Genomic DNA, 11076 nt, shown 5'->3' with positions numbered 1-11076 from the left:
GTGCATCAGCTCATTTGTCGCCGCCATCGTCGGGGTGGAGATACAGCCGATCACACCCTCCGGAGCGCCGGCCTTCAGTGCTGCCTCCTTCATCACCTCTGCTGCGCGCAGGGTACATTTTGCAGCGGACGGATGCGGGGAGAATACAATCGCATTTCCTGCCTTGATGGCAATCATGGACTTGTAAATTACGGTGGAAGTCGGGTTTGTGGACGGAACGATTCCCATGATCAGTCCAGCCGGTGCCGCAACCTCAAGGATTCCTCTCGCCTTGTCCTCAGACAGGATTCCGACGGTCTTCATATCGCGGATATCCTCATACAGCAGGGTGGATGCAGCGTGATTCTTGTAGGCCTTATCAAGCACCTTTCCGAAGCCGGTCTCTTCCACTGCCATCTTTGCCAAACATCCGGCATGCTCCTCTGCTGCCTCAATCATGCTGCGCAGAATCTTATCAATCTGTTCTGCAGTCATGCACGCCATCTTTTTTGCTGCCTCAGCACCCTGACGCGCCAGATTTCTTGCTTCCTGAATGGAACGCAAATCCAGATCAAAATTTTCCATTGTTTTATCCTTTCTTCTCACATTTTCTATGAGCGATCACCTGTAACGTCCTCACATTTACAGCTGATACCACTTTTTAAACTCATCAATCAGCTTGGACTTGTTTGCCCGCGAGATCTCTCTGCCCGCGATTTCAAGTTCCGGATAGCTTCTTGCCAGACTGCGAAGCTTCGTTACCTGCGTGCGCTCCAGATTTTCAAGAAGCGCCTTGGCTCCTTCGCTTAAAATCAGCCAGTCGCAGTATTCACGGCTCAGCTCTCCGTCTCTTTTTTCCGGAATTCCGGAAATTTCCAAAGCTTCTGAACCCCCCGAAAGTTCTGAGACTTCCGGCTCGTTCTCCGGCTCTTCAGCAAGTTCCGTTGCCTCCGGCTCTGGCTCTCCATCGCCGGAAGGATCTTTCGGATCAAACATTCCTGCCACTTCCTCATGCGGTCGTGCAATGACGTGGCTTGTAATCAGATGGCCCTCTCCGAACCGCTCTGCCGCTGCCGCTCCGGCATCAACTGCCGCGCGCACCGCCGCCACATCTCCGGTCACCGTGACCGTCACCAGACCACCGCCGATCAATGTCTTTTCCACAAGATCCACGTCCGCCGCCTTGAGCATCGCATCAAGCGCCTCAATCGCCGCAACACTTCCTCTTGTCTCAATCATTCCAAGTGCCTGCATGGTTTAAATCCTCCTTACAGAAGATCTGCCCAGTTTGCCGGATATGTGGAATAGAAGACTCTCGCCTTGTCCGGAGATCCCCAGACCACCTTTGATCCGGACGGAACAAAGAGAACATCACCGGCATTCGCCGTATATTTCTTTCCGTCAATCGTAACCGTCAGCGTTCCTTCTATTACATAGTCGATCTCCTCATAAGTCAGCTCCCAGGCAAACTCTGAGTGGTCGATCACCAGAAAACCAGCGCTCATATGGGACTCATCCTTGCTCACCAGCTCCTGATAATAAGCAGTTGCATTCGGATCGCCGGTATCAAACACATCCATCTTCACGGTCTTTCCGCGCACAACCTTGAGTCCGTTTGGATGAGACTCCGACTCATACGGTTTGCTGTTGCAGCATTTTAACAGCTCTCCGAGCAGCCCCTTGTCCATCAGGACTTTGAGCATCTGGTAAATCTGATCGCTCGTAATGCCGTCTGCTCCGCAAATCTGTGCAGATGCCGTCTGAGCCTCTGCGGCTTTTGTCCGCTCCGGCTCTGCCTTCGGTTCTTCCTCACAGAATGTGATGCCAAATGTATCTGCCGCATCCCGGGCAGCCGGTGTCACAATCGTCTGCGGTCCTGTCACACAGACCGTCTTCCCCTCATTTTTCAGAGCTTCAATGTCTCCGGCGCAAATCAGACGCTTCATGACTTCACTCCTCTCCTTCTCACTTTTCTGACTTTTCACGTTTTAAGGAATGTCATCACTCTTCAAACGTGCAGTCCTCATCTATAATTCCTGTTACCGCCGCATCGACCGGACTGTCATCATTCTCCATCATGCGTCTCGCGGATGATCCGGTTGTCACGAGGACCCGGTCTCCGATTCCGGCACCGATCATGTCCACAACGACAAGCCGCTCTCCGGCTCTCGTCCCGCCGATGATCTCAGCCAGCATCAATTTGCAGCCGTTTAAGGCATCTGCCTTTCTGGTCGCCCAGATGTTGTCTATCAGTCTCGCCGTCACCATTCCTCCCGGCCCTCCTTTTCCCGCCGGCGGATCTCTTCGATCGCCGCCTCAACTGAGGCAGTGTCTCCGAAGATTGCCAGCACAATCATACTCTGAGGGCAGTTTCCGCGGATATCCTCCACAGTCACGCCCACGGCTTTTTCCGCCACATCCGCCGCACAGACCATGTCGATCAGTCTTCCCTGAACAAGTCCGACTGCATCCACGCCCTCAAGCGACTTTGCCATTCCACTTCCCTTTCTTCTCGAAAGGATCTCCAGGGTGCCCTGACCGGGCGATTTGATGATCCGGTATTCCATACGGTTTTCACTCCATTTCCTGATCGGTACAGCTCATTGCAATTCCAAGCGGGGTCACAAACATCGGATTCTCCGGCTTGTAAGTCGGAATTCCCGTCTTTTTCTGAATCACCGTCTCGATTCCTGACAGACAGCAGGTTCCACCGACGAGGTAAAGGCCATGAACCTCATATCCCTGAACCTGACGGCTGATGATCGCTGCCACCTTCTCGATCACCGGCTTTAAGACCGGGAGAATCTCCTTGTGATTTTTCGGATCTCTCTTGTAGATCTCCGCCTCGGAAAAAGGCAGTTTGTAAGCCCCTGCCAGCACAAGGGAAAAATGGGTTCCGCCGGTGGCCTCATCATCAACATTCACAACCTTTCCATCTTTCAGAATCGAGATTCCGGTTGTTCCGCCTCCGATGTCCACGACGGCTCCATTTTTAATCTTCAGAATCTGATTGGCTGCGGTCGGCTCATCGAGCAGGGCCGTGATCTCAAATCCCGCTCCCTGTACAACATTCTTGATTGCTCCCCCATCGAGTGCATCGGTTCCCGGAGGAATCGCCGCTGCCGCGTAGATGAGTTCCGTTCCGAGTTTTTCCTCGATCTCTTCCTTCATCTCCCGCACCAGACGGATTGCACCGATGTAGTCCACAACCATGCCGTCCTTCACCACATCTGCATACCGGTAAGCGCCTGCCACAGGGCGGCGGTTTTCATCCAGAACCGCAAGTACTACACAGGCTGTTCCGAGATCAACGCCGGTATAATAAATAGAAGATTTCTTTTTTATCGGCTTTTTTACCACCTTTTCAAATTCCCGCACCAGACGGTCACACTCTGCAAATGCTAATTCTTCTGACATATTTTTCCTCCAAATGCATGGCATATCATCTGCGACAGCCGGTTAATCACCTGATTTGCTGTCTTTTTCTTCTCATCCGGAAGAGCGGGTGCAAACTCCCTCAGCGCGCAGCGCAGAATGTGAAGCTTGACAATCTCTCTTCCCTTCGGAGACTGGGCATGAAACCCGGTCACCTCAAAACAATCCGGCATCTCCTCTCCTGCCCGTTCCGGCGAGATTCCGCTGCATGTCTGGCAGATCGTTTTCTCGCCCTCCCAGGCAATTCCTGCCCGGATTTTTTCCTGATCCTCCCTCCCGATTCCGGAAAGGACTCTCTCAAGTTCAAATACTTCCTGTGCAATCAGAACATCGAACGGGAGAAGATCGATTCCTGTCTCAAGGAATCTCGCCTGAAGGCTCTTGAGTCCGTACCGCCATTCCTGCGATTCGTCCACATGGAAACTTGTAAAACTTGTTCCCGGTGTCCCCGTCGCTGCACCTGCTACGGCACTTTCCTGACTTTTCGGAGCACTCTGCTCCATTTTCTTCTCGTCCGTCGTTTCCTGCCCGGTCTTCTTCTCACTCGTGAAACTTGTAAAAAATCGTTTCTTATATCCCTGTTCTTCTTCCGGCATCCGGATTCCGAGGTCGCTTAAATACTGTCTCGCTCCCGGTGTCAACCGGGTCCCGGGTTCCAGCCGGTAAGACGTAAAGTGCTCGTTTCGATAACGTGCTCTCAGATCTTCCTCGGTGATAAATCTCATACAGGTCCCCCTTTGCAGAGATTCTTGTAAAGGTTCTCAAGATCTTCGAGCGCCGGGGTTCTCGGATTCGTCACCGTGCAGTTGTCTTCCATCGCACGCTTTGCCATCTCCGGAATCGCTGCCTCAAACGCCTCGCGCTCCACATTGAGATCCGTCACATAGGCCGGGATGTGAATGCGCTGCATCAGGTTCTTGATCTGGCGGATCAGGCCGTAAGCGGCAGCCTTCGGCGTTCCGCCTCCGATGCCGAGCATATTTGCGATCTTCTCATAGCGGAGAAGTGTCTCACTGTCTTCCGCAAGCTCAAGACCTGCATTGTAGCCGATCACATGAGTCAGCAAAAGGGCATTCGCTCTTCCGTGCGGAATGTGGAAATGTGCTCCGAGGGCATGTGCCAAGCTGTGGCAGATGCCAAGAGATGCATTGCTGAATGCGATTCCTGCCAGACAGGAAGCATTGTGCATATGCTCTCTCGCCTCCATGTCAGAGCCATCAGAAACAGCACGCTCTAAATACTCCCACACCAGCTTGATCGCTTTTTCTGCGCAGGCATCTGTGAAATCATCTGCCTTTGTGGAGACGTATGCCTCCAGACCGTGTGTCAGCACATCCATTCCCGTGTCTGCCGTGATCGACGGCGGAACGGATGCTGTCAGATTCGGATCGAGCAGTGCCACATCCGGAACGAGTGACTGATCGACAAGCGCATATTTGGCTTTCGCCTGCGTGTCAGAAATCACCGCGAAGGAAGTCACCTCACTTCCCGTTCCGCTCGTCGTCGGAACCGCAATCAGCATCGGTTTCTCACCGCTGTTCATCGACGCATACAGATGGCTTGCCGCCTTTGCCGTGTCAATCGCAGAACCGCCGCCGAGGGCAAGAACTGCATCCGGCTGCATCGCCTTCATTCCCTGAATCGCCATTGTGACGACCTCGATCGACGGGTCCGGAACGACCTTGGAAAAGATCTCTGTCTTGGCACCCGCCTCAGCAAGAAGCCCTGCCAGTTCTCCGGCCCTTCCGCATTTTTCCATGAACGGATCACAGATGATATATGCCCGGCGAATGCCAAGGCTCTTTACCTCCTCCATGGAGGATTCTCCCATATATACACGGGTGCTCATCAAAAACTGTCCCATCTTCTTTCCCTCCTTTCTCCTGTTTTTTCTATCTGATTTTTATCTTCTTATCTCTTATCTGAATATCGAAATTTTTTTATCTTCTATATTAGATGACCGATTTTGTCGGTTCTCCTCTTACCGGCCAGAATGGAAGCAGTGCCTCTTTCAGGCACTCCATTCCACCCGGATCTGTGACGCTGATCTCATAGTACGGGGGAATCACCCCCGCCTGCATCAGATCTTTTGCCGCCGCCTCCCGATCGGCATCCGGATGATCACACTTTGTAATCACTCCGAAAATCGGAACCCGGAATGCCTTCGCAAATTCCGGCGGATAGACCTGACGCACACCCGACGCATCTGCAAGCATCAGGATACAGCTCGCATCCTGAGCTGCCGCAATCAGATGATTCTGCATCCACGGGCTCTCCAGATACGGTCCCGGCGTGTCGAGTGTCACAGAGCGGTAAACCATGTTCGGGATTCTGCGGATCTCTCCTCCGCCCTCAAGAAAGTTTGCGAGCGTCGTCTTTCCGCTTCTTCCCGCTCCGACAATCATGATTCTCTTTTTTCTCATGTCCTCGTAATCTCGGCAACCGAGAATCCCAAGACCCTCTCAAGCGTGTCTGTCACGGCTTTCAGTGCGGTGTTCACGCTTTCCACATCCCCGGAAATCACAACCGAACCGGTAAAGCGGTCCAGAAATCCGATCTCCACATCGGAAGCTTTCGCTGCAAGATCCGCCGCAATCATTGCCGTCTCATAGGGAGAGAGAGTCAGAATTCCAATTGCCCCTCTCCCCTCAATTCCCAGACATTCATAGATTTCCGGAACCGGAGAGGCAATCACATGGGCAATCGTGACCTGCTTGCCGGGAACCGATTCCTCAATCACCCGGCTCACTGATGACAATGGTTTTTCCACTTCGTCCTCCTAATTCCGTCTCCGCTAATGGCGGACAACCGTTACCGGGAACTGATACTCGCGCATCCATCCCTCAATCCGGTCAAGGTCTTCTTTGCTCAGGCTCGGATCGCCGTCGATCTGGTAGGGAAGATCAAGCTGACTGTATTTTCCCACTCCCATCTTGTGATAGGGGAGAAGGTCAACTCCCTGGAAGTTTGGATCATCCCGATACGGCAGAAGGAACTCGATGACTTTGTCAATCTCCTCCCTGCTGTCGTTGATTCCCTTTAACATCGGCATCCGGACCTTCACGCGGTAGCGCCGTTTCAAAAGTTCATTGAGATTCTTTAAGATCTGTTCGTTTCCGATTCCGGTCAGCTCATTGTGACGTTTCGGATCCATGTGTTTGATGTCAAACAAAAACAGATCCACGTACTGCGCAATCTCTAAAAGTTTCTCCGTTTTGATATGACCACAGGTCTCAATCGCTGTGTTGATGCCCTCGCCCTTGCATGCCATCAAAAGATCTCTCGCCGCATCCGGCTGAGAGGTACACTCTCCTCCGCTCAGCGTCACACCGCCTCCCGACATGCTGTAAAAGGCTGCATCCTCCTCCACCAGCCTGAGAAGTTCTGAGATCGTCTTCGTCTCTCCGGTGATCTCGAGCGCTGTCTGCGGACAGACACTCTTGCATCTGCGGCAGCCGATGCAGTCAATATCTCGGCGAACCCGGTGAAGTCCGGTCTCCGGATCGATTACATGAATTTTTTCCGGACAGACTTCCACGCAGGCACCGCAGTTTGCGCAGGCATTCTTCTTCAACATCACCTGGTGCTTGCGCACCAGGCCCTCCGGGTTTGCGCACCACTTGCAGCGGAGCGGACATCCCTTGAAGAATACGATTGTCCGGATACCCGGTCCATCGTACATGTTGTATTTCTGTACATTAAAGATCAGAGCTTTTCTCTCCATGTCGTCACTCCCGATTCTCCTGTTCCTCTTCCGCGTTTCCCGCTCAAAAGAATTTTAGAAATGAGTCAGCATGGTACGGCTGATGATCTCATCCTGTACATCCTTGCACAGCTCTACGAAGAATGCACTGTATCCTGCTACGCGCACGATCAGGTCGCGGTACTGCTCCGGATGCTTCTGAGCCTCGATCAGAGTCTTGTTGTCGAGGTAGTTGAACTGCATCTCGCCATTTCCGAACATGCAGGCAGTTCTGAGCAGGGTGATTAAGCTCTCCTCTCCCTCCGGAGTATCAAGAAGGCCTGCCATGATCTTAAAGTTGTGTACCATACCGATGTTCATGCTGTCGTTTGACATCTTGGAAACCGACTTGATAATTGCGGTCGGACCCTTGAAGTCTGCACCCTGGGTCGGGCTGATTCCGTCAGACAGCGGCATCCATGCGTGACGTCCGTTTGCGGAAGCACCGGTCATCTGACCAAACGGGGTGTTGTTGGAGATGGACAGGGTACCATGGCTGAGTACGGAGTACAGGGTCTTGTACTTTCTGTGCTCATGCTCGGTGAAGTTGATCAGGTCAGCAGCGATGTTATCTGCATAATCATCGTCATTTCCGTACTTCGGTGCATTCAGGCAGTCGGTGCGAACCTGCTCGTAGCCGACGAAGTCTGCCTTGAGTGCCTCGTTGAGCTGTTCAAGTGTATACTTCTTATCGTCGAAGACAAGCTTCTTGATTGCTGCCATGGAATCTGCGTAGGTTGCAAGTCCGGACCATACAACACCCGGTCCGAAGTTGTACATTGCTCCGCCTGCGGAAACATCTTTTCCTTTCTCCATGCATCCCTCATACATGATGGACATTAATGGCTTCGGAGCCAGATCGCGGTGTACTCTCTGGGAGATTACAGTTGCAACATCGGTCCACTTCGTGATGTACTTGATCTCTTCCTTGACAGCTGCCTCAAACTGCTCGTAGGTCTTGAACTGGGTTAAATCTCCCATATCCGGGCATACCTGCTTGCCATACCACAGCGGAACACCGTGGTTGAGCACGAGCTCGATACAGATCGGCCACTGGGTGTAAGCGGTGGAAGTCCACTGATACAGACGGCCTGCCTTCTGCGGCTCTACACATCCCATCAGACAGTAATCTCTTGCATCCTCGATGGAAACACCCTTTGCAAGCATCATCTTGATGTGCGTGTCATCAAAGTGACATGCCGGGAATCCCATTCCTGCGCGAACTACATCAACAATCTTCTTTAAGTAGCGGCGCGGGGACTTGTTGTGAATACGGCATGCTAAGGACGGCTGGTAAATCTTTACGTGGCGAACGGCATCCATCAGCAGATAGGTCAGGTCGTTGGTTGCATCGTGGCCTGCTCTCGTCACACCGCCGACACACATGTTGACGAACGGCTGGTAACCTGCGAAGAACTTGGAACCGCCCTCACTTGTGATCCACATCATCTCGGACATCTTGATCAGCATACATCCTGCAAGCTCAAATGCCTCAAAGTCGTTCATGCGGCCGGACTCGATGTCTGCCTTGTAGAACGGATACATGTACTGGTCCACACGTCCGATGGACATACCGGTCTGGTTCTCCTCAACAACGAGCAGGGATTCGATTGTCCATACTGCCTGGATTGCCTCCCAGAATGTCTCCGGTTTGTGTGCCGGAACCTTTGCGTTGACCTCGGAAATCTTGTACAGCTCTGCCTTTCTCTTCGGATCGGTCTCCTTCTCAGCAAGCTCCTTTGCGTACTCGGACATTCTTCTCGCATAGATCATAACGCCCTCAGTCGTATCAATCACTGACTTGTAGAAGTAGATCTTGTCGATATCATCCGGGTTGTCGTAGTGAAGCTGTGCTAAATGTTCTTTCGCCTCGTTCTGGATGTCGAGCATACCCTTCTTCATCAGGATGACATCGTAACCCGGATTGGAATCTCCGCCGCCGTTGATTGCATGGTAGGAACAGTCGGATACGAAGGACTCACCGGAGAGCTCCCAGACACCTGCCTCGCGGTACTGATCCTCACAGTACTCATCAACGGATTTGCCCTGCCAGAACGGGAAGAGCTCCTCGCGCATGATCTTCTTGTCTTCCTCGGAAATGTAGAACGGATCCTGCGGTCTTGTTCCGATCGTGTCGATCTCGTCCACCATCCATCTCCATGCAATATCCGGGGAGAAAGCACCTGCTCTCGGTGCGCCGCACGGTGCGCCGACAATCAGCTCGTTGTCCTGGATGACAAGCGGAGCGGTCTCGCAGCAGTAGCGGAAGCACTTTCCTCTCAGCTCGATCTTCGGCATTCCCGGATTCTCTTTTGCAATCTTGGTGATCGCTCTTGCGCGGTAAGTCGTGATCGACGGTTTCTGCTTTAAGTAGTTGTCCTTTAACAGTTTCAGACGTCTCGTCATTCCATCCGGAATTCCGGTACCCTCTGCCGGGAAATCAGCCAGAGTCTTTGCGTCCTCAACTTTCTTTGTTGCATCATCTTTTGCGATCTCCTCAGAAACCGACTCAAACATCTTCATCAGAGAAGCCTTCTCCTCAGGAGTCATATTTTTGGTGGCTTCTGCAATTTTATCTGAAAATTCACGAATATCCAAAATGGTTCCTCTCTTTCTTTCCAGAGCAAAATCTTATATTTCTTTTACTCTCGTTTTCTTATCTCTTCTCCGGTTCCAGTATCTTCTGGAAACTGCGCACCCCGAAGGCCGCCTTTCTCCGGTAAATCAGATTCATCGGTGAAACATTCTCCGCGGTGATTCCCATTCCGGCGCTCAGACTTCCGAGCACCGCTGACGGGAAGAGATTCGTCGTCGCTCCCATCGCTCCCGCAGAAGACGAGGTGTTCACAAGCACCCGTCCCACCGGTTTTTTCAGTGCAAACTGGCGGATGACCTCGGCATCAGTCGAGTGAATCGCCAGTGTATTTCCATGAGTTTCTCCCATCAGCAGCTCCATGCACTTTTCACATGCATGAATCCAGTCGCTCTCGATGTAGAAGACCATCACCGGGCAGAGCAGCGCACCCGCATACGGATTGAAATCCGTGATGTAAGTCTGTTCGGACACCAGCACCTTCGTTCCCTCTGGAACCGAAAATCCTGCCTTTGCCGCCAGCCACTCTGCGCCCTTTCCGATGTACTCTTTCTCGGCACATCTCTGTTTCTCTCCGATTCCGAGGAGGCAGACCAGCTTTTTCTCCTCTTCCTCGTTCATAAAGTAAGCTCCACAGGCAATCATCTCCTGCTTTGCCGCCTTTGCGATCCGGCTGTCCGCAACCACATACTGCTCGGAGCCTGAGACGGTTCCGCCGTTGAAGCTGCGCCCTGCGACGATCTCTGCGGCTGCCTTTCTGACATCTGCACTTCTCTCGATGAAGACCGGGGAAGGAACGATTCCGCCGTAGATCACCGGCTTGCCCGCCGGTGTCTTCCGGTAGAGCCCCTCCTCACCCATGTTCAAAATCATCGAAGTCTGAGAGTGCGAGAAGAGCTCAAGCGCACCTTCCTTTGCCGCAGTCTCCATACAGGAGATCGCCCCGTCCGGGAATCCTGCAAGAAGGGCTGCCTCCCGCAGAATCTGAACCGTCTTCTTCGTCGTCTCAACTGCTCTCGGATGTGGGGCAAAAACCACTGCATTTCCCGACTTTGCCGCAATCACTGCCGCAAAGAGCACGGATGATACCGGGCTGATCGCCGGAACCGCTGCCGCAATCACGCCAAGCGGAACTCCGATCTCAAGAATGCCTTCCGTCTCACAACTCTCAAGAATGCCCACACACTGCATCTTTTCGAGGGATTTTTTCAGGGAAGAAATCAGGAAGCGGCAGATGCTCATCTGATCAGAGACATTTCCGTATCCGGTCTCCCGCACCGCCATCTGGACAAGCATCTGTGCTCTCTCCGAGCACGCCTGCATCATC

The 11076-nt window shown here is 52.7% G+C and carries 13 protein-coding genes; all 13 read right to left on the bottom strand.

Annotation, left to right across the window (positions count from 1 at the left end):
• A partial coding sequence (locus ACR0QE_RS11760; protein ID WP_432628539.1) for an aldehyde dehydrogenase family protein occupies nucleotides 1–564 on the bottom strand: 564 nt, incomplete at its 3' end.
• Nucleotides 565–621: 57 nt separating this feature from the next.
• Entirely contained in the window at nucleotides 622–1233 is a 612-nt protein-coding gene (locus ACR0QE_RS11755) for a BMC domain-containing protein (protein ID WP_432628538.1), read from the bottom strand.
• 14 nt (nucleotides 1234–1247) lie between these two features.
• Nucleotides 1248–1925: a cupin domain-containing protein gene (locus ACR0QE_RS11750; protein WP_432628537.1), complete on the bottom strand. Its 678-nt coding sequence runs from the start codon at nucleotides 1923–1925 to the stop codon at nucleotides 1248–1250.
• Nucleotides 1926–1980: 55 nt separating this feature from the next.
• Nucleotides 1981–2247: a EutN/CcmL family microcompartment protein gene (locus ACR0QE_RS11745; protein WP_432628536.1), complete on the bottom strand. Its 267-nt coding sequence runs from the start codon at nucleotides 2245–2247 to the stop codon at nucleotides 1981–1983.
• Nucleotides 2241–2546: a BMC domain-containing protein gene (locus tag ACR0QE_RS11740; RefSeq protein WP_432628535.1), complete on the bottom strand. Its 306-nt coding sequence runs from the start codon at nucleotides 2544–2546 to the stop codon at nucleotides 2241–2243. The genes ACR0QE_RS11745 and ACR0QE_RS11740 overlap by 7 nt, the downstream gene beginning before the upstream one ends.
• Nucleotides 2547–2553: 7 nt before the next feature.
• On the bottom strand, nucleotides 2554–3396 hold the full coding sequence (gene eutJ, locus ACR0QE_RS11735; RefSeq protein ID WP_432628534.1) for an ethanolamine utilization protein EutJ: 843 nt from the start codon (nucleotides 3394–3396) through the stop codon (nucleotides 2554–2556).
• On the bottom strand, nucleotides 3381–4139 hold the full coding sequence (locus tag ACR0QE_RS11730; RefSeq protein ID WP_432628533.1) for a hypothetical protein: 759 nt from the start codon (nucleotides 4137–4139) through the stop codon (nucleotides 3381–3383). Before ACR0QE_RS11730 ends, eutJ begins: the two co-directional genes overlap by 16 nt.
• Entirely contained in the window at nucleotides 4136–5278 is a 1143-nt protein-coding gene (locus ACR0QE_RS11725; protein ID WP_432628532.1) for a 1-propanol dehydrogenase PduQ, read from the bottom strand. Before ACR0QE_RS11725 ends, ACR0QE_RS11730 begins: the two co-directional genes overlap by 4 nt.
• Before the next feature lie 88 nt (nucleotides 5279–5366).
• Nucleotides 5367–5837 carry a EutP/PduV family microcompartment system protein gene (locus ACR0QE_RS11720; RefSeq protein WP_432628531.1) on the bottom strand — a complete coding sequence of 157 codons (471 nt, stop codon included), beginning with the start codon at nucleotides 5835–5837 and terminating at the stop codon, nucleotides 5367–5369.
• Nucleotides 5834–6184 (bottom strand): BMC domain-containing protein, encoded by a 351-nt coding sequence (locus tag ACR0QE_RS11715; RefSeq protein ID WP_432628530.1) that lies wholly within the window; start codon nucleotides 6182–6184, stop codon nucleotides 5834–5836. Before ACR0QE_RS11715 ends, ACR0QE_RS11720 begins: the two co-directional genes overlap by 4 nt.
• Before the next feature lie 24 nt (nucleotides 6185–6208).
• Complete coding sequence (gene cutD / locus ACR0QE_RS11710; protein ID WP_432628529.1) at nucleotides 6209–7138, bottom strand: choline TMA-lyase-activating enzyme; 930 nt, start codon at nucleotides 7136–7138, stop codon at nucleotides 6209–6211.
• Nucleotides 7139–7192: 54 nt separating this feature from the next.
• Nucleotides 7193–9679, bottom strand: a complete 2487-nt coding sequence (cutC, locus tag ACR0QE_RS11705; RefSeq protein WP_432628528.1) for a choline trimethylamine-lyase — start codon at nucleotides 9677–9679, stop codon at nucleotides 7193–7195.
• 133 nt (nucleotides 9680–9812) lie between these two features.
• Nucleotides 9813–11076: aldehyde dehydrogenase family protein (locus ACR0QE_RS11700; protein ID WP_432628527.1), on the bottom strand; the 1264-nt coding region annotated here is incomplete at its 5' end.

This window comes from Brotaphodocola sp., assembly GCF_050873065.1.
GTDB lineage: Bacteria > Bacillota > Clostridia > Lachnospirales > Lachnospiraceae > Brotaphodocola.
Note: the sequence above shows the minus strand (reverse complement) of the source record. Positions and strands in the feature narration are given on the sequence as shown.

Coding starts and splice junctions, on each gene's coding strand:
- ACR0QE_RS11750 (WP_432628537.1), bottom strand. CDS start 1,925: ATGAAGCGTCTGATTTGCGCCGGAGACATTGAAGCTCTGAAAAATGAG.
- cutD (WP_432628529.1), bottom strand. CDS start 7,138: ATGGAGAGAAAAGCTCTGATCTTTAATGTACAGAAATACAACATGTAC.
- ACR0QE_RS11740 (WP_432628535.1), bottom strand. CDS start 2,546: ATGGAATACCGGATCATCAAATCGCCCGGTCAGGGCACCCTGGAGATC.
- ACR0QE_RS11745 (WP_432628536.1), bottom strand. CDS start 2,247: ATGGTGACGGCGAGACTGATAGACAACATCTGGGCGACCAGAAAGGCA.
- ACR0QE_RS11720 (WP_432628531.1), bottom strand. CDS start 5,837: ATGAGAAAAAAGAGAATCATGATTGTCGGAGCGGGAAGAAGCGGAAAG.
- eutJ (WP_432628534.1), bottom strand. CDS start 3,396: ATGTCAGAAGAATTAGCATTTGCAGAGTGTGACCGTCTGGTGCGGGAA.
- ACR0QE_RS11730 (WP_432628533.1), bottom strand. CDS start 4,139: ATGAGATTTATCACCGAGGAAGATCTGAGAGCACGTTATCGAAACGAG.
- cutC (WP_432628528.1), bottom strand. CDS start 9,679: ATGAAGATGTTTGAGTCGGTTTCTGAGGAGATCGCAAAAGATGATGCA.
- ACR0QE_RS11755 (WP_432628538.1), bottom strand. CDS start 1,233: ATGCAGGCACTTGGAATGATTGAGACAAGAGGAAGTGTTGCGGCGATT.
- ACR0QE_RS11725 (WP_432628532.1), bottom strand. CDS start 5,278: ATGGGACAGTTTTTGATGAGCACCCGTGTATATATGGGAGAATCCTCC.